This is a genomic window from Andreprevotia chitinilytica DSM 18519 (assembly GCF_000711875.1).
Classification (GTDB): Bacteria; Pseudomonadota; Gammaproteobacteria; order Burkholderiales; family Chitinibacteraceae; genus Andreprevotia; species Andreprevotia chitinilytica.
Genome location: NZ_JONM01000001.1, coordinates 522,778 through 548,774, shown reverse-complemented (window position 1 = coordinate 548,774; position 25,997 = coordinate 522,778). Strand labels below are relative to the sequence as shown.

Annotated in this window: 19 protein-coding genes; 10 read left to right on the top strand and 9 right to left on the bottom strand. The window is 59.0% G+C overall.

The genetic code is table 11. The features are described 5' to 3' along the window. Positions 1–35: 35 nt before the first annotated feature. Positions 36–4,349: an SDR family NAD(P)-dependent oxidoreductase gene (locus BR41_RS02435; RefSeq protein WP_035052201.1), complete on the bottom strand. Its 4,314-nt coding sequence runs from the start codon at positions 4,347–4,349 to the stop codon at positions 36–38. A gap of 36 nt (positions 4,350–4,385) precedes the next feature. Then, complete coding sequence (locus tag BR41_RS02430; protein ID WP_051709844.1) at positions 4,386–6,551, bottom strand: AMP-binding protein; 2,166 nt, start codon at positions 6,549–6,551, stop codon at positions 4,386–4,388. A gap of 937 nt (positions 6,552–7,488) precedes the next feature. On the opposite strand from BR41_RS02430, the gene BR41_RS22595 reads away from it, so the two are divergent. Continuing rightward, on the top strand, positions 7,489–8,253 hold the full coding sequence (locus BR41_RS22595) for a 4'-phosphopantetheinyl transferase family protein (protein WP_051709841.1): 765 nt from the start codon (positions 7,489–7,491) through the stop codon (positions 8,251–8,253). On the opposite strand, the gene BR41_RS25360 is transcribed toward BR41_RS22595, so the two are convergent. The 7 genes from BR41_RS25360 to cadR all read right to left on the bottom strand — a co-directional run bounded on the left by BR41_RS25360 (position 8,240) and on the right by cadR (position 16,448). Next, on the bottom strand, positions 8,240–8,950 hold the full coding sequence (locus BR41_RS25360) for a response regulator transcription factor (protein WP_035052198.1): 711 nt from the start codon (positions 8,948–8,950) through the stop codon (positions 8,240–8,242). The genes BR41_RS22595 and BR41_RS25360 overlap by 14 nt on opposite strands. Positions 8,951–9,054: 104 nt before the next feature. Further along, positions 9,055–9,243 (bottom strand): helix-turn-helix transcriptional regulator, encoded by a 189-nt coding sequence (locus BR41_RS02415; RefSeq protein ID WP_035052579.1) that lies wholly within the window; start codon positions 9,241–9,243, stop codon positions 9,055–9,057. 59 nt (positions 9,244–9,302) lie between these two features. Continuing rightward, positions 9,303–10,358, bottom strand: coding sequence for an NAD-dependent epimerase/dehydratase family protein (locus BR41_RS02410; protein WP_035052576.1), 1,056 nt, complete (start codon positions 10,356–10,358; stop codon positions 9,303–9,305). A gap of 25 nt (positions 10,359–10,383) precedes the next feature. Beyond that, positions 10,384–10,782 (bottom strand): hypothetical protein, encoded by a 399-nt coding sequence (locus tag BR41_RS02405; RefSeq protein ID WP_035052196.1) that lies wholly within the window; start codon positions 10,780–10,782, stop codon positions 10,384–10,386. Positions 10,783–11,098: 316 nt separating this feature from the next. Beyond that, complete coding sequence (locus tag BR41_RS02400; protein ID WP_169741235.1) at positions 11,099–13,498, bottom strand: efflux RND transporter permease subunit; 2,400 nt, start codon at positions 13,496–13,498, stop codon at positions 11,099–11,101. Positions 13,499–14,250: 752 nt separating this feature from the next. Then, positions 14,251–15,885: an alkaline phosphatase family protein gene (locus tag BR41_RS02395; RefSeq protein WP_084186780.1), complete on the bottom strand. Its 1,635-nt coding sequence runs from the start codon at positions 15,883–15,885 to the stop codon at positions 14,251–14,253. Between the two features lie 128 nt (positions 15,886–16,013). Further along, positions 16,014–16,448 (bottom strand): Cd(II)/Pb(II)-responsive transcriptional regulator, encoded by a 435-nt coding sequence (gene cadR / locus BR41_RS02390; RefSeq protein ID WP_035052192.1) that lies wholly within the window; start codon positions 16,446–16,448, stop codon positions 16,014–16,016. A 73-nt stretch (positions 16,449–16,521) separates the two neighbouring features. Here cadR and BR41_RS02385 point away from each other — a divergent pair, with 73 nt between their 5' ends. The 9 genes from BR41_RS02385 (at position 16,522) to BR41_RS02345 (ending at position 25,997) form a co-directional block, all read left to right on the top strand. After that, positions 16,522–18,753 (top strand): heavy metal translocating P-type ATPase, encoded by a 2,232-nt coding sequence (locus tag BR41_RS02385; RefSeq protein WP_051709838.1) that lies wholly within the window; start codon positions 16,522–16,524, stop codon positions 18,751–18,753. Between the two features lie 94 nt (positions 18,754–18,847). Further along, on the top strand, positions 18,848–19,456 hold the full coding sequence (locus tag BR41_RS02380) for a DNA-3-methyladenine glycosylase I (RefSeq protein ID WP_035052190.1): 609 nt from the start codon (positions 18,848–18,850) through the stop codon (positions 19,454–19,456). 375 nt (positions 19,457–19,831) lie between these two features. Continuing rightward, positions 19,832–20,254: a hypothetical protein gene (locus tag BR41_RS02375; protein WP_035052188.1), complete on the top strand. Its 423-nt coding sequence runs from the start codon at positions 19,832–19,834 to the stop codon at positions 20,252–20,254. Positions 20,255–20,386: 132 nt separating this feature from the next. Continuing rightward, complete coding sequence (locus tag BR41_RS02370) at positions 20,387–21,781, top strand: TolC family protein (protein WP_051709835.1); 1,395 nt, start codon at positions 20,387–20,389, stop codon at positions 21,779–21,781. Positions 21,782–21,794: 13 nt separating this feature from the next. Beyond that, complete coding sequence (locus BR41_RS02365; protein ID WP_035052185.1) at positions 21,795–23,183, top strand: multicopper oxidase family protein; 1,389 nt, start codon at positions 21,795–21,797, stop codon at positions 23,181–23,183. Then, positions 23,173–23,649, top strand: coding sequence for a cupredoxin domain-containing protein (locus BR41_RS02360; RefSeq protein ID WP_051709832.1), 477 nt, complete (start codon positions 23,173–23,175; stop codon positions 23,647–23,649). The genes BR41_RS02365 and BR41_RS02360 overlap by 11 nt, the downstream gene beginning before the upstream one ends. A 115-nt stretch (positions 23,650–23,764) precedes the next feature. Beyond that, positions 23,765–24,091 carry a copper-binding protein gene (locus BR41_RS02355; RefSeq protein WP_035052183.1) on the top strand — a complete coding sequence of 109 codons (327 nt, stop codon included), beginning with the start codon at positions 23,765–23,767 and terminating at the stop codon, positions 24,089–24,091. Between the two features lie 70 nt (positions 24,092–24,161). Continuing rightward, the gene (locus tag BR41_RS02350; protein WP_169741234.1) at positions 24,162–24,635 is read left to right on the top strand and encodes a hypothetical protein; all 474 of its coding nucleotides are present in this window, start codon (positions 24,162–24,164) and stop codon (positions 24,633–24,635) included. 150 nt (positions 24,636–24,785) lie between these two features. Further along, a complete protein-coding gene (locus BR41_RS02345; protein ID WP_035052178.1) occupies positions 24,786–25,997 on the top strand; it encodes a TolC family protein in 1,212 nt (403 codons plus the stop codon).

The following is a 25,997-nucleotide window of genomic DNA, read 5'->3' as shown; positions in this document are numbered from 1 at the left end:
ATGGTGAAATTGGGTGAAATTGATTGGCGATCCCGTCAGCCGGCATCCAAGGCTTCGTCGAGCAGATCGAAAGAAATGTCTTTGAGGGCATCCAGCAAGGCGGCCTCTTCGGTGGCGCTCAAGCTGTCATCCGCTTCCTGCGCATAGGCTGCGCCCTGAATGAAGCGCGCCATGGCCGCAATCGTCGGTTGATCGAAAATCAGCGTGGCCGGCAGCCGGTAATCAAAGAACCGCGATAATTTCCCGGTGACATCGATCGCCATCAGCGAATCAACGCCCATTTCATGCAACGGCGCCTGGCGCGAAATGGCGGCCGGATCAGGCAGGCGCAATGCGGCGGCAATATGCTCAGCAATGGCATCGGTGATCTGGCGCAGCTGATCTTTGGCGCGCAATTGCCGGAATGGCGTTGCAGCGCCGGGTTGCGCTTCCACCGTTGCAGCCGGTGCGGATGTGGCCGTAAAGAGCGGTGCCAGCAAGGGCACTTTATGGCGTGATTCCAGCGCTTGCTGAAAGCGCCCCACTTCCAGATCGCAGACGATTTGCTGCCAGCCCGGCTGCGCAAACATCGCCCGCACGATGTCATCGAGCTGGGCGGATTCGAGCGGAATCAAACCCCAGGCGGCGACATCGGCGGCGGCATCGCGGGCGGCCATGCCGATCTTGGCCCACGGCCCCCAATTGATGACGGTGGCTGGCAAACCGGCATTCACGCGCAGCTGCGCCAAGGCATCCAGAAAAGCATTGGCGGCGGCGTAATGACTCAGGCCGGCGCTGCCCCAGATGGCGGAAATCGACGAATAGAAAATCAGGTTGCGCAGATTGATACGCTGGCTGATCTGATGCAAATGCCAGGCTCCGCGCACTTTGGCGGCGCAGGTGTGCTCCAGCTTTTCCCGCGTCAAGTCGCTGGCATTGCAAAACTCCGAAACACCGGCCGCGTGGACAATATCGACCACTGCCGGTAAATCCACGCCAAAGCGTGCTGCCAGCGCGTTGACCGCCTGCTCATCGGTGATATCCAGCGCCTCGATATAGACTTCGCAGCCGGCGGCCCTGATCTCGGCCAGCGCGAGCATGTTTTCCAGATTCAATTCGGTGCGGCGGCTGGTCAGCACGATTTCGCGGGTGCCGAATTGCGCCAGTTTCTTGGCCAATTCCAGCCCCAAACCACCCAGGCCGCCGGTAATCCAGACCGCGCCATCGGCAAAGGCAGTCTGCGAATCGGCGTTTGGTGTCGGCAATGGCGCGGTGGACTTGACCACGCGCTGCACTTGCACCGTTTGATTGAAGGTCCGGAAATGCTCGTAGTGCTCAAGGGCCGGCAAAGCGGCCAATACGCGGGGCAAGTCCAGCCCGTTCTCCAGTCCGACGCCCAAATCATCACCCGCGCCATCGCAGATCGAAAAAGAACGGATCGTTGCCGGGTATTCGTGACTGGCCGAACGCATGAATCCGGCAATCGGCGCATAGCGCAATGGCAGCACGCCCTGCCCGCCCGTTTGGCCGGCGACGATCAAGTGGTAGCGAACGGATTGGGATTGAGGACGTTGCGCCAGCGCATTCACGCTGGCGACGACGTCTTGCAGGCAATTCATGCAATCGGTGTATTCAAAGTCAGCCAGCTGCGCTTGCGTAAAGAAGCGCAAATCGACGATATCGACCGGCCCGCCAAGGCGACGCAGCGCCGCCGCAATCGACTCCGGCGTAGCGCTATCGATATACGCCACCTGCTCGGCCGCGCTGGCAAACAGCGCATCATTGGTCTGCTGCGTGGCGTTGGTGCGAATCACCAACAGGTTTTCAAAGCGCCCGCGCGTCGATTCATTGGCAGATGGGATATGGTCTGCCCACTCGGCCTGATACAAATAACTGGCTGTTTGGGCGGAATCGGCCGAGGTAAGGTTGGCCTGATCGACTTTGCCGACGTGCGTCCACAATGCGCGGGTATCGAACTGATAGCCGGGCAAAGGCTGTTTGATTGCGGCCCGTGGCACGGCATGGAGTTTTGCAAAGTCGATCTGCGCACCCAGCTCGTAGAGACGGCCAAGGCCAGCGATGAAAGCGTAGTTGGCAATGTCCGCTTCGGCCACGCCAGCCAGTGCAAAAACGGTTCTTTGGTCGGCACGAATGGATTCGCCGGCACTGCCCTCCCCGCCCAGCCAGAACAGATGATCCGCCACTGCGGCATCAAGAGCGCAATCGCCCGCAGGCTGCATCGACAGCCGCACGATTTGCGCCACGCTCAATTGCGCAACGGTGGTGAAGCCTTGCTCGTTCTCTGCATCGTCTTCGATGGCGAACGGGATCGGCGATTTGCCTGCGATCAGAGTTTCCAGATGGGCATCGTTGATCTGCGCATCGCTGGATAACACGGCCATATCCAAGGCAGCGGCGAGCGGCAAAACATCGGCAAATGCAGCGGCTGCCAGGATGCCTTTGCCGGTGCACACCAACAGTTGCGGCTGGATGCCAAGCGCGGCCCATGTCTTGGCCAGGCAGTATTCGAGGATCAGGTTGGCAATGGCATGGCTGCTTTTGTCTTGCAGCGTATTCCCTTGCCACAGGCTGTTGTTCACGCTTTCCGGCAGCACATCGCGGCATGCTTCAACCACTTGCCGGAATGGGGCGATATGGTGGTAGGCCCAATTGAATACCTCACCAGCCCGCGCAATCCGCGCCGCAAATCCAAACGCCAACTTGCCACGCGTTGCCGGCGCGATGCTGCCGTTTTTGGCCGCTTCAATGGCCTGCAGCAATTCATCTTTACCATTGGCCACGTCAGCAACATGGAACAGCTGGCGATAACTGAAGTGCTCTTTGTGCAGGCAGCTGCTCGCCAACAACGCAGACAGATCGTCGCGATTGCGGATCGCCTGCCCGATGGCATGCAGGTTTTTCAGATACGAGGCGCGGCTTTTGCCGGACACGCACAGCACCGGAATGGCCGAAACCGGCAGGGCTGGATCGCTGCGTTCTGCGCGAGCCGGCGCATCGCCCACGATCAGATTGACGTTGGTGCCACTGAGCCCGAATGCATTGATGGCGGCATATCTGGGCTTGCCCTGGATGCGTGGCCATGCGACCACTTCATCCACCACGCGGACGCGATATTTATCCCAATTGATCAGCGGATTCAGGCGCTCGATGGCCGGGCCGGGCAACAGCTTTTCACCCGCCAGCAAGGCCACGGTCTTGATTACAGACGCCACGCCGGCAGCCGCTTCCAGATGGCCCAGCTGGTTTTTCAGCGAGCCGAGCCAGAGTGGGGTTGTCCGCGAGCGGGCCAGCACCTCACCAATGGCATGCACCTCGATCGGATCACCCAGCCGCGTGCCGGTGCCGTGGGTTTCGGCGTAATCCAGCTCATCGGCCTGCAAGCGGGCTTTGCGCAGTGCATTGAGCAACAGCCGCCGTTGCGCTTCGCCATTCGGCGCTGTCAGCCCGTTGCTGCGCCCATCGTGATTGGCGGTGGAGGCATAAATGACCGCATGGATCGCATCGCCATCCGCTTGCGCCTGCGATAGCCGCTTCAGCACCACCAGACCGCAGCCCTCACCACGGGCATAACCGTCGGCCTGATCGGAAAAGGTATGGCATTTGCCGGTGGGCGATAAAGCCCCCAGGGCATCGCGCGTGGTATAGGTATCGGCAGTGAGCATCAAATTGACGCCGCCCGCCAAAGCCATGCTGGCTTCATTCAAGCGCAGGCTCTGGCACGCCAGATGGATGGCCATCAGCGAGGAGGAGCACGCGGTATCCACCTGCAATGCCGGCCCGGTGAAATCAAAGAAATAGGCAATCCGCCCCGCCGCCACGCTGCGCGCCGTGCCCAGCGTGTTATACGGATTGATGCTGTTTTCCCGGCCCGATGCGATGGTGAAGCGCTGGTAATCGTCGCTGCTCATGCCAACGAATACGCCGACATCCCGCCCTTTCAATTCCCCGGCGGGGTAACGAGCATCTTCCAGTGCGTGATAGGCCACTTCCAGCAATAACCGTTGTTGCGGATCGACCTCTGCGGCTTCGCTGGGCGATAAGCCGAAGAAGTCGGCATCGAATTGATCGACATGATCGACAAGGCTGCTATTCCAGTGCGGCTCGACATCCGCCTGAAAAGAGGCTCTTTCATCCGGTGCCTGGGTGACCCAATCGGCGACGCCGGCCAATCTGCTGCCGAATTCCTGCAATGATTTGACGCCGCCAGCAAAGCGGCAGCCAATGCCGATAATGGCAATCGGCTCTTCATACATGCCTTGCTTCAGCAATTCATTTTCAGCGCGGGCATCCTGCAGCTTGGAATACAGCGCCTTGAGCATGTCATTCGGGTTCGGCGGCACATTGGTCACAGCACAATCCTTCTATCCAATTCTTCTATCCGTCTGTCAGGATATTTCTTTCTCTAAGAGAGATTGAAATGCCTGGTCATCCATTGCATAAACATCGACTTTGGCGCCATCAGCTGACGTGGCGGCTGACACAGTTGCAGCCGATTGCGCATTGCCATCCGCACTCAATAACGCAGCCAGGGCTTGGCAAAATCCGCCGATTTCCGGGAATTCCCACACCAGCGTGGCTTCTACGCGTTGGCCGAATTGGGTCGATAAGTGTTCTGCCAATGCCACGGCATCCACCGAAGTCAAACCGGCATCAATAAAGAGATCAGATGCGCTGATATCGCCCGTGGCGGCTGGTTGCGCTTTCAACCATTGCTGCACGATCTGAAAGATTTGATCGCCGGAGTGAATCACCGCTTGCGTGATTTGGGGTTGCTCCGGGCGATGGCGGCCAAGCAAGCTGAGTGCATTGGCGAGATACGCTTTCTTGTTTTGCTGGCGCTGGACTTTGCCGCTGGTGGTCTTGAGCAAGGTAGTCGGCTTGAGCAAGCAGACATCAAACACATTCAGCTCGAATTCACTGGCAACCCGTTGGCGGATGGTCTTGATGACGGCGGTAGCATCCAGCTCTTTTTGGTGAGTGCGGTGCACTTCCTGCAGCACCACGATTCGTTCCTGACCATCGTGCTCAATACTGAAAATCGCCCCACCGCCCGGCTTTAATGACTCATCGGCGGTTTCAACCACCAGTTCCAGATCCTGCGGGAAATAGTTCTTGCCGTTGATGATGATGGTGTCTTTGATGCGGCCGGTAATATAGAGCTCGCCATCCTGATCCAGATAACCGGAATCCCCGGTGCGCAAATAGGTTTTGCCATCAGTCGCACCGTCAGGTCGGGCCTGAAAGGTCTCGCGCGTTTCATTGGGCTTTTGCCAATAACCGCACGCCACGCTAGGCCCGCTCAGCCAGACTTCCCCAATGGCGCCAGCCGTGGTGCGAATGCCGGTCTGCGGATTGACGATGATCAATTCCTGATTGCCCACCGCCGGCCCCACGCCAACCAGCGTGCTGGTTTCATCTTCTGCGGCCGTATCGGCGGCCGGTGTGATCACGCCATTCAGATAATCAGTGTGCTGGATGCGCAGCAGCTTGGCCGGCGCAAACGCGGTAGCGCCGGACACCATCAGCACGCCTTCCGCCAGGCCATAGCACGGGAATTGCGCCGTCTGGGCCAGACCGTGCCGGGCATAGGTTTCCTGAAAATGCGTCAGCGTGCCGGGGCGCACGGGCTCGGCGCCATTGAAGGCGCATTGCCATGAACTCAAGTCGATGTGCTGGCATTCCTGGCTGTTGTAGCGGGCGGCGCAAAGCGCATAGGCGAAATTCGGCGCGCCGCTGGTGGTGGCGCGGAAATGGCTGATGGCGTTGATCCAGCGTAGCGGGCGTTGCAGGAACGCCGCCGGGGCCATGTAATTGAAGCCAACGCCCAGGTAGAACGATTGCAATGCGCAGCCAATCAGTCCCATATCGTGGAATAGAGGCAACCACGACACATAACGGGTATCGCCGTCATTCTTGAAGCCGGTCTGCAAAACGCGCTGGTTATGGAGCAGGTTGGCATGACTCACCATCACGCCCTTGGGGGCGCCAGTAGAGCCGGATGTGTATTGCAGAAAGGCCAGATCATCGCCATGGATGTCCGTGGTGGTTACACGAAAGCCGTTCAGCAATGGCACTGCGGCGACATCGATGAACGCGCCGCGCCACTGGCTGAAGTTGCGGCTGAAATGGCTTTCCACTTTTTTAAGGTGTTCGCCAAAGCTCAAGATCGCCGTTGCGCCGCAATCATTCACGATGCCGAAAACGCGTTCCCAATCCAGTTCTCGCCGGCCGGGGAATGCCACCGGTACCGCCACAATGCCGCCATACAGGCAAGCCACGAACGATTGCAGGAACAGGTTGCCGGCAGGGAATAGCAGCACAACCCGCTCACCTTTGCGGCTGCAGTTTCTTAGCTCGCGCAGAATGGCGCGGGCACTCATATCCAGCTCGGCGTAGCTAAGCGACTCTTGCAGATCAAGTTCACCGTCGTGCAGGAAATTAATTGCCGTTCTTTCCGGGTGCAATACGGCGCGTTGTTCTATAACTTCTTTCAGGCTGGTTGCTGCAATATGATCGGGAATGCGTCTGAGCCGGTCTTGATCGAACATCATGTCACCTCAAGCAATTAAATGGCAGGTGTATTTCAGCCCGCATCTCGCAACGCGGGCCAGTCATTCTTTAAATAAAGAAACGCATTGCGGCCACACCCTCAGGCGGCCGCAATCAGCGCTCATTCAGCATGGCGAATCCAATAATCCAGCTTGCTTTATACCGGACATGCTCAGCATTAAGCGCAACTGAATATTAAGTAAATGCGATGGCGTGTGCGGTCTTTAAATTAATTGTTCATTACAAAGGTTGAAATCAAAATTTGTGCGGAATCATGCGTTCCGCGAAAAGTCACGTCCAGATGAAAAAAGACACCTAACCAATGGCCAGTAAAACATCATCATTTCATCATATGGAGACGGCGAATCACCCGCTCTGTAAGAACAAGCAATGATGTATGCGCATATTTTTATTTTGTTTACAGTTTATTCGGGAGGTGGCGAGGGAAGTGCCTGCGATTTTGCACATGAAAATGAGGTTTCATCACAATCATGACTTGGATGAACACTTGGCGACCCCGATAAATACAGGATTATTGAAAAGGGAATGGTGATGTACTTTCAGTTAGTACAAATTGACGTAATCAGCTTCAATTTGCATTAGAAAAACCACATGTTGTCAGCTTGTGGAAATTACAAAAAATAGAAATAAGCACACATATAAAATGAATGCAAACCATCCAAAAAACCGTAAGGATTATTGATTGGATTCAATATTGTATTTGCGTGTAGTAATTTCGCGACAAATCGGTTGTGATGCGTGAAATTCGACGTAGATGACACGTCATGTGCCGGACCATGCCTTTTGCAAGGCATGTACAAACCGATACAGATATGGCGGGCCAAAGTGGCTGAAATACCGGCCCAGGGTCAATTTTGCCCTGCTGCTTAATCAGATCTGCAATGACTGATGGCAACTCAACAGCAAAGAACAGGTGAAATGCAATTCACATTGGCGCTACCACCCATCGAAGAGATGGTTTGGCAAGATCACCTTTTCGTCATGCCGATCGCTGAGTATTTCAGCGAAGCGATGCTGGATCTGCTCACGCCAGATGAAAAAGCCCGCGCCGGCCGGTTTATCCCCGCGCCAGCCCGGCAGCAATACATCGCCACGCACTGGTTAAAGGGCGCCATCCTTTCCCGCTATACCGGCGTGCCGGCCCCTGCCCTTCGTTACGCCCAAAACAGCTATGGCAAGCCGCATCTGGCCGACACTGGCTGCGGCATTCATTTCAATATTTCGCATGCCGACGGCTATGCGGCGGTGATGATCAGTACGCGGCACGAGGTGGGTGTCGATATTGAGGTGCCCCGGCAAGGCGTGGATCTGGCGGGGCTGGCGGATTTCACCTTTCATGCCGGGGAAATCGCCGCCATGCAGGGTAAGCCGGTGAGTGTTGAGGCGCTCTATCGCTATTGGACGTTGAAAGAGGCCGCGACCAAAGCCTTGGGCCTGGGTCTGTCATTGCCATTTACTGATGTATTGCTGCAGGAAGGTGCCAATCAGCGCTATCGCTATATCGATGCTGATGCGCACACGTGGGCATTGAGCCATCTTCGCCTGGCTTCGGGGGCTTATTTATCGTTCTGCGCGCCGGGCCAAGAGACTGCATGCAAGCTGTTGATGCTGACCAAGGAGCGGGAGCAAGGCGCGTTCAATACGCTTCCCCTATCGACTCAATGGCTGATCAATGACTGCTGATGGGGAACGGGCCCATCCCCTGCTGCGGCATGTCTTGCTTCGCGCCACGCATGGTCGGCGTGAGGCCGCTGCGAGGCCGATAGCCGCTTTCTTTTACCTTGATGGCGAGTTCCAGCCGTGAGCTCACGCCCATCAAGCGCATGATGTCGAACATGTAGTTTTTGACCGTGCCATTGCTCAAGTTGAGCGCATCGGCAATCTTCTTGTTGGAATAGCCGACCAGCACCAGGTCGATGATGTCTTTTTGCCGGTCGGTCAGCCGGAGTGCGTCATTCGTATTGACCATATCCAGTTCGATTTCGGCCGGGGAAAGATATTTCCCGCCGGCAGCGACGACGCGAATGGCATGCTTGATGGTGTCGACACTTTCGTTCTTGAGCAGATAACCATGCGCCCCGCCCTGCTTGCAGATGGCGAGCGCTTCGCCAGCGCCCAATCCGTCCATGACGATATTGGGAATGGATCGGATCGAGGCCATATGCAGGAAACTGGCCAGCAGCTCATACTCATGCACGACCAGCCGCGATAGGCCAATCAGGATCAGCCCGATCGAATTGCCGTCGCCGCTTTGCATGTATTTCCGGGCTACTTGCAAGGTAGGCGCCGTCAGGATTTTCCAATGCGGAAAACAATTCTGCACAATGGCGGTATAACCCAGCAATGCAACCGGATGATCATCAATGATTAGGCAGTACATTCGTCTGTGCTTTAAAAGTTGAATCTAAAAGCGCATCGATATTCGCAGGGTACGTCACGCCATATCCGTTGTGCCAGCCTGTTGGCCTGGTCACAAGGACAGCGTTATGGCTCGAATACCTCTTCGACACAAATCGAGAAGAATTTTGCGATACTGAACGCCAGTACCAGACTCGGATCATATTTTTCAGTTTCGATCGAGTTGATGGTTTGACGGCTGACTGCCAATGCTTCGGCCAATTGTTGTTGAGTCAATCCTCGCTCCTGCCTGAGGATTTTCATCTTGTTTTTCATGGGTTCCCTCAACAACATTTTTGCTGTCCAGGCGCATCAGTATCGCATTCAAGCAGCTCCTAGGCTTGCAACAATCCATCGGCGACGATTTGCCGGATATGGTCGTTGAATGTATCTGCGGCGCCGCGATATTCCACACCCAATTCGGCTTTGCTGCGGCTGTTATTGAATCGCACCGGATAATCGACATTACGCGCCACGTAGCGCCGCCGCATGCCGACCAAGGGGCCAATCAACCAGATCAGCGATTTGGATGTTTCGCCTTTCGGCAATTTGTTCTTGATGCCAAATTCATCCACACGCATCAGTTTACTGATTTCGAGCAGGCTGAGGCTATTGCCGACAACGATATAGCGGTTATTCGCAGCGGGCTGGCTGGCGGCCTTGACATGCGCGGCAGCGACATCGCGCACGTCGACCACGCCCAGCCATAACTTGGGTACGCCGGTGCGGAAGGAGCCATTCAGGAACTGGATGATCATGCCCACACTGGTGGCATCCACGCGCCGGGATAAGGACGGGCCGAACATGGCGCCCGGATGGAGGGAGACCAAGTCCCAGCGCGATTGCTTTTTCTGTTCATCCCAAGCGGCCCGTTCGGCAATGGTCTTGGAGTACGCATACGGATTGTGATTGACGTCTTGATTCGGGTTGACGTCATGCTCCTGCACGGTGTGTGCGGCTGCCGCGGTGACATCGCAAGCATCGTTATAGAGCGCGGCAATGCTGCTGGTGAGTACGACCCGCTTGACCGATTCTGTTTTATTGACCGATGCTAATACATTGAGCGTGCCGTGCAATGCCGGTTGTATGAGTTCTTTGTCGACGTTCTTCGGCTTTTCCAGGAAATACGGCGAAGCAGTATGAATCACGACCGAACAGCCGGCCATCGCGCGGTCAAAACTGCCTTCTTTCAACAGGTCCGCTTCGTATAGCGACAACTTCCCCGGAAAGTCCTGGACCAGCTTTTGCAAATGCTGAATTTTTTGCGAGTCATTCAGATGGCGGACCGTGGCATGCACGGTATGGCCTTCGCGCAGCAGTTGATCCACGACCCATGAAGCCAGATAACCTGCTGCACCAGTGACCAGAATAGGATTGCCGAGTTCGGACATGATCATTTCTCTCCGTAAAAGCCGCTTATTTGTAGCGTTTATCAACCAGCATGAGGTTGACGCCCCAAACCCCGATGATGGTTCCCAAGGTCCAGAATTGATTGAATACGGGAATCAGCTCATTCGCTTGCAGAATGCCGACGATGGCGGAAATGGCTGCAATCAGCGATAAGCTGGATGCGCAGGCACTCTGGTGCAGGATTTTCTGCAATTCATCCATCGAGTTGTATACGTACCAGACAGAAGGAACGATGGTCGCTGCAAGCAGGGCCAAGCCGCTGATCTGTAAATAGCGTGCCAATGGTGAAGCATCGGAAAGTGGCAAGGCATAAGCCGCCACAACCAGACTGCCCAGCACCAGCAAACCCAAGACAATCCTGAAAATATAAAGGGGTTGAACCGGGAAGGTTTGCTCTTCGTTCATTGAATCGCTCATTCGTAAATAATCTTATTCGAAATGGGGCTCGTGATGTAAAGCCTGATTTGCATCAACTGATTTGTGTCAACTATAGAGATGGCATTTCAACTGTCAACCCTGTAAAAAGACAGGTTTGTATTGCTGAATCAGGCTTTGTTTTCAACCAACGCGTCTGATTCGTCGATTGATTGCTGGTGGATTTAATTTCAGATCAATTTGCGATATTTGATAACCGTATTTATCAATACACTGAATCATTCCGGTCAGGCGCCGACCCAATCAAACAATATGCAGATTGGGCCGGTGAATACGCGCAAATCGATCAGGCTTTCTCCGCCGCCAGCAGACCGCCAGCGGTCTTGTTGCGGCTGCCGATGATGAATTTCGGCTTGAAGACGGCAATGATGGCCCGCAGCAGCAGCAGCGACAGCAGCGCACTGATGAACATCGTCACGATCATGGTCCAGCCCAGGCGCGGGTAGAAACGGAAGTCCGCGATCAGCAGCGCGGCATAACCACCGGCGATCGAGAGCGCGACGAACAGCACCGCCTTGCCCGAGGTCAGCAACGAAGTACGCAGCGCGGCGTTGAGATCGCCTTGGCGGGTGAACTCCTCGCGCAGCCGGTAGAGCATGTAGATCTCATAGTCCGCGCCAATGCCGGTCACCATCGCCATGGTGGTGGCCGTACCCATGTCGAGCGGAATGCCCAGCCAGCCCATCAGGCCGAAATTGACCAGCACGATGGCTGCCAAGGGCGCGACCACCAACAGGCCGCCGACCAGCGAAGCAAACACCAGACTGGAGAGCACAAACACCACCAGCGCCATCTGCCCGATGCTCTGGACCTTGGTATCGACCAGCGAGCTGTTGATCGCCATCGTTTGCGGCAGGCCGCCACCCAGGCGCACCGTCACATTCGCCGGGAATTCACGCTTGATCAGCGGCAGGCATTTGCGCCAGAGCTGTTCGGCATAGGCGGTGCTGTCGGTCTTGATGTAGGTCCAGACCACAGCGCGCTGGTAGTTGCTGTCGACCATGTTGTCGAAGTCATCCGGCTGGCCGGACATCGAATACAGCAGCAGGTATTGCGAGACCAGATTGCCGTCGCCGGGGATGACGTCATACGCCTTGTCGTCGCCGTGCATCGAGCGGTTCATGCGGCGGATCAGGTCGGCCAGCGACTGGGTCTTGCCGACATTGGGCTGTTGCTCCAGAAAGGCCTGCAGCTTGGTCATGGCGGCCAGCACCTTGGGGTCTTTCAGGCTATCGACGCCCTGCCCTTCAACCAGGAAAGCGATCGAATCGGTGCCGCCGAACTTGGCATCCAGCACCGCGCTGTCCTTGCGGATCTGGCTATCGCCCGGCGTGTATTGCTTGACGCTGTTATCCACCACGAGCTGGCTGGCTCCCAGACCGGCAATGGTGATCAGCACGGCAGAACAGATCAGCACCACGCGCGATGCACCCGGCCGGGTCAGCAGCTTGCCGATATTGGCCAGCAACCCGTCGACGAAATCCGGCTTGCGCGGTTTGCGTGCCATGGCTGGCAGGATGGCGCGAAGCGACGGAATGAAGGTGAACTCGATCACCAGCGCGGACAACACGCCAATGCCGGCGAAGAAGCCGAAGTGGCGAATCATGGCCACATCAGACAGTTGCATCGAGAAGAACACGATGGCGGAGATCAACCCGGCCGTGAGCATGACCGGGCCGACATTGCCGAGCGAGCGGGAAACAGCCAGACGGTTGGCGACCCCCATATTGGCGTGGCCAGCCTTATCCAGATGCAGCCCGCTGATGATGACGGCATCGAGTTCTTCGTAATAACGCTTGAGGATCTGCACCGCGTGGCCGGTGGCTACCGCCATGATCAGGATCGGCGTGGTGGTATTGAGCGCATCCATGTGGATGCCGGCCAAGGCCATGCAGCCCAGCCCCCACAGCACGGAGATGATGGCCGTCACCATCGGCAGCAGCATGCCTTGCAGGCTGCGGAAAGCCAGCAGTTGCACCGTCATGATGATGAGGAAGGCGAGGCCGAAATACATCGGCATCTTCTGCATGGCGAATTCGAAGTGCGCGGCCTCGATCGGCTGGCCACCCAGCAGGATGTCGGTATCCGCATCGCGCTCGCGTTCGGCGATGTCTTGCAGTTTCTTGTACAGCGGCGCGTAGGCGGCGTTTTCCGGCGGAATGCGGAAATCCGCGATCACAGCGGCGGCCTTGCCATCGGGCGAGACCAAGGCGTTTTCATAGATCGGGTTGCGGCCGATGGCTTGCCGGATACCTTCCAGCTCGGCTGCGGTGGGGGTGCCGCTCGGCAGGATGTTGCGCACGACCATGCCATCCGCATCGCCCTGGATGTCCTTGACGCGCTTGGCAGCGAGGCTCACCACATTGTGTTTTACCGCCTCCGGCATGGCGACGATGCCGGCCTGGATATGGCGGATCTTGTCCATGATGGCGGGCGTGTAGATATCGCCATGCTTGGGGACGATGCCGATCACGGTCACGTTACGGCCGCCGAAAACCTTCTCCAGCGTATGCGTGGTCTTGATGAACTCGTGGTTTTGCGGCGACCACAGATCCGGGTCGTTATCGAGCTTGAGCGATGCGATTCTCGACCCCAAGCCAACCGTAATCAGCAGGGTCGTTATCAAGACCAGCCATCGGTACTTCACGACGGCGGCGGCGTAATTCTTGATCAGCGATGCGAACACTTGAGCCTCCTCCTTGTATCCAGGTTTTGCGGTGGGCCGTCTCACGAGCGAAGCGCCCGAAAAGACGGCATGGATATGCCCGCATGGCAGGCAAAGGCCCGCCGGGCGGTACTTCAGATCCGCCATGCTGCGCGAGCGGATCACTGTTTCGTGTTGCATCGCCACATTGCGGGTGCGCGGTCGACGCAAGCCCAGGGCGGCTTGGTGCAATCACCCGGCAGTCGCGACATTGCTTGAATCTGGCACTGGCAAATCCGGGTGCAATACAGTGAGCAAATGCTGCGCCGACTGGCATTTGTTGCTGCACTGCAATGTAAAGCATGCTTTACAAAAGGCTACCGCCACGCGCCACACGCTGTCAACAAGGGTAATTTTCGTTTTAGGTTTTTGTTTTAATTAGTAATTAAACTTATGATCTTTGAAATCAGGGGCGAAAGACTGGATGGGCCAAATCGGTTTGGGTGGTGCGTAATCGAGCCTGTAACGGCGCATTCGGGCCGCTTGGCGTACTCGATCACGACGCTAAAGCAGAGGGAGGTATGCGTTGGCAAAGATGGTTTTCTGGTGCGAACCAGCGCATGACAGAAGCATTACGAAGGACGAAGGGACGGATGAAGCGACGAACGGTTGTTTCATTCGGACACGCTCCCGACGTCGCCAGCCGGCTCAAAAACACAAAAGCCCCATGATGGGGCTTTTGTGTTTGGGTGCGGTTTGGCGCAGACAGGGTGCCTGCGTCAAATCCTCGCCGATCAGTTGTATCCCAGGCCCGGCAAGACCTTGGTGCCTTCAGTCTTGACCGAATTCAGCAGGTTCGGGTCAAGGCTGAGTGCCTTCAGGATCGTCGGCGCGACTTGCGTCGTGCCCACGCTGGTGGCATTGGTCTGTGCTTGCAGGGTCGGGAACGACACCAGCAACGCCACATGGCTGTCGTCTGGCGCATTGCCGCCGTGTTCAGCGTCCTTCTTGGTGCTGCCGGTGTAGATCACACCCGGGTTCGGCTGCACGATGATGTCCGGCGTGCGGCCGGCGGCCGGGTCGCCAAACTGCGCGGCCAGCTGTGTGCCGGAGAGGACATAAGCCTGCGCGCCATTGGCGCAAATGCCGGTGCCGGTGCAGCCCAGGTTGGCGTTCAAGGTGGCGACTGCCGCAGCCAGTTGGGTTTGATCACGCAGCCAGATCAGGCCGACGTCGTCGGTTTGCACCATGCCTGTGCCAGCCAGACCCGTGCCGTCGTTGAGTGCGTTCGTGTTGTTGTTCTGCCCCCACTTGCCGGTCGAATCCAGATAGTTGTTGGCTTGCAGCAGCGCGGTCAACGTATCGCCATTCTTGACCAATTTGCTGTGATCGCTCGGTGACTGGCCATGCTTGGCGCTGACGACGATCAGCGTCGAGGCGAACAGGTTCTTGGCCTTCAGCTCGGCGATGATTTTGCCGATGGATGCATCAACATAGGTAATCGCGGCAGCGACTTGCGGGCCGGCAGTGAAGTTGGCATCGGTATAGCCGCCGCCCTTGGCGTTCAGTGCCTTCTGCGCCACGCTCAGGGTTTGGAAGTTGGTGCCGAATACGGTCGGGACATTGGCATTCACCGCGCCAGTCGAATCCTTGCCATCGATCTGGTTGATGATGGCTTGCACATGGAAGTTGTCGAAGGTTTCGGTGTGGGTATAGACGTCGGTGTAATCCGTCTTGGTGGCCGCATCGATCGAGTTGATTTCCGTGCGGGCCAAGTCGTCCACGCCCTTGCCGGACGGGCCGTTCAGCCAGTCATAACCCCAGGCGTGCTTGTCTGCCCATGCGGTGCGCGCACCGACGATATTGGCTTTCACGACTTCGAACAGCGTATTGGTCTTGATGTAGTTGTGCGGATAAACCGGCACGCACTGACCGCCGACCAAGGCATGCGGAATGGCTTGCGGGTTGAATGCGCCACCGCCGTCCAGATGGACCAGCGCGCCGCCGTTCATGCCGTCGATGCCGGTGGTCTCATCGAAAATCACGTTCCAGCCTTGCTTGCCGGTACAGGTGGTATCGCTGGGGGCAAACAGCGTGCGGTCGTACGACACGTCGTAGAACATGCCGGCTGTTTTCGGCGAGCCACCGGTGACCAATGCGGCCAGACCGGGGAAGGAATCCGACAGACCCGGTGTCATCGCGGCGGAGTAGTTCACGCCGGTCTGCGCCAGTGCAGCCAGATTGGGACAGGTTTTCGCAGCCAGGCAGTTCGCGAGGTCTTGCTGGTGCAAACCATCGACGCTGATCAGCAGTACATGCGCGGCGGAGAGCGTGGTGGCGACCGGCGCCGTCGTGGTGTCGTCGCTGTTATTACAGCCTGCGAGCAGCGCTGCCCCGATGACCGGGAGCGCGAGAAGTTTGAGGTTCATGGACTTGCCGTTTCAGCTGGTTAAAGAAGCGGCAAGCCTAGGGGTAAATAATTACATGGGCATTTGATTTTTGTGACTGTGCGCGAGGTTGGTCTCGAAAGCGCTCGCCACAGCCTCGTTCCCGCCCGTCACCCCAGATGCGTATGCCGATGCGCCGGCCGCGCCTCCGTTTCCATTTCCGTCAGCCCTTGCAAAATCCCGCAGGAATCGTCGGCGGATTCCCCGCCACAGCGCAGGCGGAGATCGACCAGCTGCTGTTTGAGGTGCATCAGCTCGGCGATGCGCGCATCGACATGGCCGATATGCGCATCCACCAGCTCGTTCACCGCGCCACAGCCAGCGGCCGGATCGTCGGCGAAGCCCAGCAGCGTGCGGATTTCATCGTGGGTCATGTCGAGCGCGCGGCAGTTGCGGATGAAGCGCAGGCGCTCGGCGTGCTCCGGCCCGTAGCTGCGGTAGTTGCTTTCCGTGCGGGTTGGCGCGGGGAGCAGGCCTTCTTTTTCGTAGTAGCGCACCGTCTCGACGCTGCATTGTGCGGCTTGCGCCAGTTCACCAATTTTCATCGTGGCCTCCGGTGTTGACCCTGTAGTGGCTTCAGGGTGTTTACTGCACCACATATTCAGTAAGGAGTCCATCATGGCCGGCTGCTGCAACCACGATCACGCCAAGCACACCAAAATCCAAGGACATGTCCATGCCCATCACGATCACGCCGGGCATGACCACGACCATGCTCCCGCGCCGGTATTGCAACAGCTTGCCGCGCCAAGCATCTCCGCTGAGGGCGTGGTCACCGCAATCCGCATCATGCAGATGGATTGCCCGACCGAAGAAACGCTGATCCGCAAGAAACTCGGCGGCATGGCAGCGGTGCATGGCATGGAATTCAACCTGATGCAGCGCGTGCTGACGGTGACTCATGCGGCGGACGCATATCCGCAGATTCTGACGGCGATTCGCGCCTTGGGATTCACGCCGGAAGTGCACGAGGCTGGCGTTCGTACCGCACCAGTTGCTGAGCCCGCCAAACCGTGGTGGCCGCTGGCTTTGTCCGGTGTGGCGGCTGTAGGGGCAGAGGCTGCCTCATGGGCTGGCGGGCCGGAATGGTTGGTCGCCCTGCTGGCGCTGATCGCCGTACTGAGCTGCGGCCTGACCACCTACAAGAAAGGCTGGGTCGCGGTCCGCAACGGCAATCTCAATATCAATGCCTTGATGAGCATCGCCGTGACCGGTGCACTGATCCTGCGCCAGTGGCCGGAAGCCGCGATGGTGATGGTGCTGTTCACCATCGCCGAATTGATCGAGGCCAAATCGCTTGATCGCGCACGCAACGCCATTGCCGGCTTGATGCAACTCACGCCAGACAAAGCCACTGTGCAGCAGGCCGATGGCAGCTGGTTGGCGGTCGATGCGCAATCGGTCGCGCTCGGTAGCGTTGTCCGCGTGCAGCCGGGCGAACGCATCGGTCTGGATGGCGACATCGTGCGCGGCGCGTCGGCGATCAACCAAGCGCCAATCACTGGTGAAAGTCTGCCGGTCGACAAAACCGTCGGGGATGCCGTGTTCGCCGGCACCATCAACGAAACCGGCTCGTTCGAATATCGCGTCACGGCAGCGGCGAACAACACCACGCTGGCGCGCATCATCCACGCCGTCGAGGCCGCGCAAGGCGCCAAGGCACCGACGCAACGCTTCGTCGATCAATTCGCCCGTATCTACACCCCGGTCGTGTTCGTGATTGCCTTGCTGGTGGCGTTTGTTCCTCCGCTGTTGATGAGTGGCAGTTGGCAAGAGTGGGCCTACAAAGCGCTCGTCTTGCTAGTCATCGCTTGCCCTTGCGCCTTGGTGATCTCGACCCCGGTCACCATCGTCAGTGGTCTGGCCGCAGCGGCGCGGCGCGGCATCTTGATCAAGGGCGGCGTGTATCTGGAAGAAGGCCGCAAGCTCACGTGGCTGGCGCTGGACAAGACCGGCACCCTCACCCACGGCAAGCCGGAACAGACCGACTTTGTCGCGCTCACCAATCTGGGTACGGCACGTTGCCAAGCGTTGGCAGCGTCCCTCGCCGGGCGCTCCGATCACCCGGTTTCGCAAGCGGTAGCCAAGGCGGCAACGGGTATCGCACGGCTGGAAGTCGTGGCGTTTGAAGCCCTTCTCGGCCGTGGCGTACGCGGCGAGATTGCCGGGCAAAATTACTGGCTGGGCAATCATCGCCTGGTGGAAGAGCTCAACCGTTGCTCGCCCGAGCTGGAAGCCCGGCTGGATGCGCTGGAGCGGCAAGGCAAAACCGTTGTGATGCTGGTGGATGAGCAGCAAGTGCTGGCCCTGTTCGCCGTCGCCGATACCGTGAAGGCATCCAGCCGCGCCGCTGTCGCCGATCTGCATGCATTAGGCATCAAGACGGTGATGCTCACTGGCGATAATCCGCACACCGCCGAAGCCATCGCCCAGCAAGTTGGCATCGATGAGGCGCTGGGCAACCAGCTGCCGGAAGACAAGCTCAAGGCCATCGAGTTACTCGGTGGGAATGGCGTCGTCGGCATGGTCGGTGACGGCATCAACGACGCCCCTGCCCTCGCCCGCGCCAATATCGGCTTCGCGATGGGCGCACTCGGCACCGGTACTGCCATCGAAACCGCCGATGTGGCACTGATGGACGATGACCTGCGCAAGCTGCCCGCCTTCGTGCGCTTGTCACGGGCGACGCATGCGGTGCTGGTGCAAAACATCGTCCTGGCGCTGAGTATCAAGGCGACCTTCCTCGCACTGACTTTGGCTGGCGTCGGCACGATGTGGATGGCGGTGTTTGCCGATGTAGGCGCGAGTTTGCTGGTGGTGGGGAATGGTTTACGCTTGCTCAGGAAGTAACCGCCGCTATGCACGGGGTGCGTAGCTTGTATCTGCCTTCGGCCGGAAAGCTGACGCAGCCCCCGTTCCCGCCTCCCCCAAAATGGGAAAACTCATGAGCAATACGACAGTAGGTCCCGATGGCAAACCGCGCTGCCGCTGGTGTGCAGCTGCCCCGGAATTCCTCGGCTACCACGATACGGAATGGGGTTATCCAGTCAGCGATGACCGTCGCTTGTTTGAGAAGCTGTGCCTGGAAGGTTTTCAGTCCGGGCTGAGCTGGCGCACCATTCTCGCCAAACGGGAAAACTTCCGCGCCGCGTTCCAGGATTTCGATTTCGACCGGATCGCGCGCTTCACCCAGCGCGATGTCGAACGGCTACTGAAGGATGAAGGAATCGTCCGGCATCGCGGCAAGATCGAAGCAGTCATCAACAATGCAAGTCGCGCCCAGGAACTGGTCGAACGGGAAGGCTCACTCGCCGCCTTCATCTGGCGTTACGAACCGGATGCCACGCAGGAACCGCAAACGGCATCGACCTCGGCGGAATCGATTGCCTTGTCGAAGGATTTGAAAAAATTGGGCTGGAAGTTCGTCGGGCCGACGACCGTGTATGCCTTCATGCAAGCGATGGGATTGATCAACGATCATGTGGAAGGCTGCGTGATCAGGGCCGAAGTCGAGCACGCACGCCAGGGCTTTAGACGGCCGGGAGGCGGATAACTCCCGGCCATACACAATGCTCTGATGGCAGCGTGAAATCGGTTAACGACGGCCACTGGCAGTCCCTGTAGGAGCGAGCTTGCTCGCGATGACAATGGTGAGTGAAACCGTGCTACCGCGAGCAAGCTCGCTCCTGCAACATGGAGCCTGCCTCGCTTGACCAAGCAGGATTCGGTACGAAATCCAACCTACGAGCCCTAGGTAGGTTGGCGCAGAGCGCAGTCCCGTAGCCCGGACGGCTTGCCGGCCAGGGTTGGTTCGTTTCGCGCCAGCAGTCCTGGTTCACATCGCTGCCCCGGCCGGCAAGCCGTCCGGGCTACAGTAGGTTGAGAGCAGGTTGAAACGGTTAAGAATCGTCCGATATACTCCCGCCCCATGCGTACCGTCGTTAAAACACTGTTGCTGTGGCTGATGCTGCTGGCGATCCCCGCCCAAGGGATTGCGGCTTCGGCCATGCTGTTTTGCGATACGCCGCAAACTCAAGGGCAGGTCAGCAAGACTGCCGAAGCTGACCACGTCGGCGGCATGCAACACGACCCGATGGCAATGGCAGACGGTGCTCACGCAGACCACGCCATGGCCGATGCCGGTGCAGCGCATGATGCCAACCATATGAAGCAAGGCGATGCCGGCTGCGCAGTGTGCGCGCCGTGTTGCCTTGGCGCTGCGCTACTCCCGACTGCACTCGCCAAACCTTTCATTTCCAGCGGCAGCGACCCCATCCCCTTTCTCGCCAGCCGCTTTACCGGCCATATCCCGGCCGGCATCGAACGACCTCCCCATACCGCCCTCGCCTGATCGTCGGGCTTAGTCCGGCGTTGCACTGACGCGCCCGTCGCGTCATCTGCTGCGCCTGCTATCGCCCGCGTATTCCGTGCCCGTCGTCCAACCGACTGGTGCACGGCCTGCGTTTTGACCAGCGAGGGCTTTATGCAACTCACTTTCGCGCCATTCACGGCGCACCGATGGACACCGGCCGCACTGGCAGTGCTTGCGCTCGCCCTTGGCGGCTGCGCCAGCTTCTCGCCGGATGGCGGCCTTGGCCCGGTTCAGCACACAGCTAAGGAGCAACTTGGCAAAGACCTCAAGCCGATTCGTACCGACGCCGACGCCAGCGCGGTTCAGGCTGAAGTCCAAACCCGCTTGCAACGTCCGCTCTCGGTAGACGATGCCGAGCAGATTGCCTTGCTCAACAACAAGCAGCTGCAAGCCAGCTTTGCCGAATTGGGCATTGCCGATGCGGATCGGATGCAGGCGGGCCGACTGCCGAATCCCAAGCTCTCTTATCGCAGCGTGAGCAACGCCAGCACGCGCAGCATCGAGGCCGGTTTGGGCTTCGATATTGCGCAATTGCTAACGCTGCCCATTGCATCGCGCATCGAGCACAGCCGTTTCGAGCAGATGCAGTTGCGTGTAGCCGGCGACGTGCTCATGACCGCGCAAGCAACCCGGCAGGCGTATTACCGCGCCGTGGCCGCCCAGCAAACCCTGCAGTATCTGGAACAGGTGCAGACCACCGCCGAGATCAGTGCCGAGCTTGGGCAGCGGATGGTCAAGGCCGGCAACTGGAGCAAGCTGGATCAGGCCCGCCAGCGCACGTTTCAGCTTGAAGCGACCAGCCGGCTCGTCCGCGCCAGGCAATCCGCCCTTGCCGAGCGCGAACAGCTCACCAGGCTGCTGGGGCTGTGGGGGACGGATGCCGGTTACACCTTGCCGGAACGCCTGCCCGACCTGCCCGCTACCGCCCGCGATGATGCGGATATCGAACGTCACGCCATCGAACAGCGCTTCGATATTCAGGCGCAACGCAAGTCGCTGGACGAGCTAGTGCGCAATCTGGGTCTGACCCGCGCCACGCGCTTCATCAACGTTTTGGAAGTCGGCTTGGCCGGCAGCCGCGATGGCGATGAAGCATGGCAGCGCGGTTATGACATCAGTCTGGAAGTGCCGCTGTTCGACTGGGGCGACGCCAAGGTGGCGCGGGCGGAGGCGACTTATTTGCAGGGCGTTCACCGCTTGGCGGCAACCGCCGTCAACGCGCGTTCCGAAGTGCGCGAGGCTTACCACGGCTACCGCAGCGCCTTCGATCAGGCCCGGCATTACCGTGATGACGTACTGCCCTTGCGCAAACAGATCTCGGAGGAAAACCAGCTGCGTTACAACGGCATGCTGATCAGCCTGTTCGAGCTGCTGGACGACACCCGCGAGCAGGCCATCAGCGTCAACGAGGCCATCGAATCCCAGCGTGATTTCTGGCTGGCCGATAGCACCTTGCGCGTTGCGCTGGCTGGTGCCGCGCCCTCCCCCAACAAATCCAAAGAATGACGGAGGACATGACATGGTTACACGTCGAAACTTCCTGACTGGCGCTGGGACTGGTGCTTTGGCACTCGGTGCTGGCGTGGTCAGCCGGATTGCTGCGGCAGCCATTCCCGAAGCGGCCTTGCAAAGCAGTGCCGCCACTCAAGCGCCGCTATCGCCACCCAATGGCCGCCCGTACAACCCGGTGGTCACGCTCAACGGCTGGACGCTGCCGTGGCGGATGAAGGACGGCTGGAAGGAGTTCCATCTGGTGGCCGAGCCGGTGGTGCGGGAAATCGCACCGGGCATGCAGGCCAATCTGTGGGGCTACAACGGCCAGAGCCCCGGCCCGACCATTGAAGCGGTCGAGGGCGACAAGGTGCGGATTTTCGTCACCAACAAACTGCCAGAGCACACCACCATCCACTGGCATGGCCAGCGCTTGGCCAATGGCATGGATGGCGTCGGCGGCCTGACGCAAAGCCACATCAAGCCCGGCCAGACCTATGTGTATGAGTTCCAGCTGCGCCGCGCCGGCACCTTCATGTATCACCCGCACGCCGATGAAATGGTGCAGATGGCGATGGGCATGATGGGCTTCTTCGTGGTGCATCCGAAAGACCCGAAGCTGATGCGGGTCGATCGGGATTTCTGCTTCCTGCTCAACGCCTACGACATCGACCCCGGCGCGTACACGCCCAAGGTCAACACCATGCTGGATTTCAACCTGTGGACGTGGAACAGCCGCGCCTTTCCCGGCATCGACCCGCTGGTGGTGCGCACCAATGATCGCGTGCGCATTCGGGTCGGCAACCTGACCATGACTAACCACCCGATCCATCTACACGGCCACGAGTTCGAAGTGACTGGCACCGATGGCGGCTGGGTGCCCAAAAGCGCGCGCTGGCCGGAAGTCACCACCGATATCGCGGTCGGCCAGATGCGCGCCGTTGAATTCATCGCCAACGAGCCGGGCGACTGGGCGTTTCACTGCCACAAGTCGCACCACACCATGAACGCGATGGGCCATAGCGTACCGACCATGATCGGCGTGGAGCAGCGCGATCTGGCCGACCGCATCGGCAAGCTGCTGCCGGACTACATGGCGATGGGCAGCAAGGGCATGGCCGACATGGGCGAGATGGAAATGCCGCTGCCGGACAACACCCTGCCGATGATGACCGGCCAAGGCCCGTTCGGCGCGATGGAAATGGGTGGCATGTTCAGCACCGTCAAGGTGCGTGATGACGTCAGCCCCGGTGATTACAAAGACCCCGGCTGGTTCAAGCACCCGCCAGGCACCGTGGCGCAGCGTTGGGACGCCCCAGCCCCGGCGGCGGTACAAGCACCAGCCAATCCTTCAAGCAACACAGCAAACCCCACCCTTCTTAACCTGAAACGAGGCGGTACCCGACATGAACACTAAGACTCTTCTGGCCACAATCACGACCACGTTCGCACTGGTTTGCACTGGTGCGCTGGCTAGCGGCAATCACGCCGGCGGGCACGATAGCGAAACCAGCGCCCTGGGCCAACCCGGCAAGGCCGCCAAGGTGAAGCAGACCATCGAAATCAGCCTGAGCGACACCATGCGCTTCAACCCGGACACGCTCACGGTCAAGCAAGGCGATACCGTGCGTTTCGTGGTCAAGAACGACGGCAAGCTCAAGCATGAACTGGTGCTCGGCACGGCGAAGCAGCTCAAGGAGCACGCGGAGATGATGCGCAAGTTCCCCGAGATGGAGCACGCCGATGCCAATCAGGCCACCGTCGAGCCCGGCAAGACGGGTGAGCTGATCTGGCAATTCACTCGCAAGGGCACGTTTGATTTTGCCTGCCTGCAGGCGGGGCATTTTGAAGCGGGCATGCGGGGGAAGGTGGTGGTGAAGTAAGCGATTACTCCACCCGCATTCGTGAATTTTTGTTCCCTCTCCACTTTCCCTGAACAAGGCTAAAAGCCATGCACGAGATGTGAGAGGGGAGTAAACCCAATCAGGAGCACTACCCATGAAACAACTCAAATACGCTTTAATCGCCGCCAGCCTCGCCCTGGCCCTGCCGCTGTTCAGCCACGCTGCCGAAGCAACGGAGAAAACAGCCGCAGCCACTGCACCGCTCGTCGATGGTCTCGTAAAGAAAATCGACAAGGAAGCCGGCAAGATCACCCTCAAGCACGGCCCGATTCCGAACCTGGACATGCCCGGCATGACGATGGTTTTCAAGGCCAGCGATATCGCCCTGCTCGATCGGGTGAAAGAAGGCGACAAGGTCAGGTTTGCCGCAGACCGGCTAGGCGGCGCGCTGGCCGTGACGAAGCTTGAGGTTGCCAACTAACGGCTGCAGGCTGCCAATTCGTAGGATGGGTTGAGCTTGCGATACCCATCGCTCACGTTGAAGAAACTGCATGGGTATCGCTTCGCTCAACCCATCCTACGAAACAGCGGCTTGCCTCGATTTATGCCAGCGGGTTACATTGAAAGACATGCTCAAGCGCCTGAAATCCCCATTCATTGCCTGGTTCGCCGTCTGCCTATTGGTGTTCAGCCAACTGGCGGTATCGGCCTACGCCTGTGCCATGGCGGACGGGATGATGGGCACGCAGGCATCGGTCAGCATGGCAATGCCCATGGCAGACATGCCTGACTGCACGATGAAGCAGGTTTCGCAAACGCCGCTCTGCAAAGCGCATTGCCAGAAAGAAGCGCAATCCGCCGATAACAGCATTCCCACGCTGCAACCGCCGTTGTTGCTGGTGTTGTTCTTCACCGCCCCTTACCTCGACCCCAGTCGGTCGCTGATTTCCGCGCTGTCGGCTATGCCGCCCGCCATCGATTCCTCACCGCCGCTCCGCATCCAGTACCAGGTTTTCCGCATTTAGCCGTTGCTCCGCACACCCGCCGCGTCGATCCGTGCTGACGGTCGGCCACGGTGTTGCTTGGCTGGCGTTCAATCGCTCTTCTCCGCCGCCTGCCCATCGGGCTGATCGTCTCCACGCCGACGCGAATTTCAATTCGTGTGGAGAACGACGATGTCTATCCAATTCCGCTGCTTGGTCGGCGTGCTGCTGTATGCAGCCGCGACAACCAGCCATGCCCTGCCCCTGAACGAAGCCCTGGCCGCAGCAGAAGCACGTGCGCCGGAGCTAGCCGCCCGCCGCGCCGCAGAAGCCGCCGCGCAGCATCTCACCCGTTCTGCCGGCGCACTGCCCGATCCGAAACTCACCTTCGGACTCGACGATTTGCCGCTCACCGGCACCGATCGGCTCAAGCCAACCGGATCGATGCGCATGATCGGCGTGATGCAGGAATTTCTAAACGGCGACAAGCGCGATGCCGAGCGCCAACTGGCACAGGCGCAATGGCAGGAAAGCCAAGCCCATCGCTATGCCGAAGTGCAGAGCGTGCAGCGCGAAACAACGCTGGCTTGGCTGGCGCTTTACTTCGCTGATCAGCGCGCCGCACTACTTGCCGAGCAGGAAGCAGAAAACCGTACCGGCCTCGCCACCAGTCGCGCCGCGTTGGCTGCCGGTGGCGCGCCAGCCGATGCCTTGGCCGCCCAGCTCGAAACCGTCCAACTGGCCGATACCCGTGATGACCTGACCCGCGAGCAAACCAAGGCCCGCGCCATGCTGGCCCGTTGGCTGGGTGCAGCGGCATCCGAGCCAGTCAGCGGCGGCTTGCCCGATTGGCTCTCCAACCAACCCGATGCCGCTACGCTGGACGACCACCCCGTCCTGCATGCGGCCAGCGCGCAAACCGATGCGGCGCGGGCCAATCTCGCCATGGCGCGAGCCAGCCTGAAGCCGGATTGGGGCCTTGAACTCAAGCTCAAGCGCGATGGCATGGGCCAGAACCTGGGCATGGTCGAGTTCTCGTTCGATTTGCCCTTGTTCACCCAGAACCGGCAAGACCCGAAGATCGCCGCCGCTTTGGCCGAAGTCGAGCAGCGCGAAGCCGAACGCGCCATGCGCCGCGCCGACTATCAACAGCAATTCGATGAACTCACGGCGGATCGCGTCGCCTTGCAAGCGCAGCTCAATCGCCTGACGACGCAAATCGCGCCGCTGGTCGAACGCCAGCTCGACGTCGCCCTCGCTGCCTACCGCGCCGGCAAAAGCAATCTGGCCGACGTGCTGAATGCCCGCAAAGCCCGCCTCGCCAATCGCATGCGTGCCCTCGATCTCACCGCGCAAATCGCTGCCGTCACCACTCGCCTGCACTACCCGGCTGGAGCCCATTGA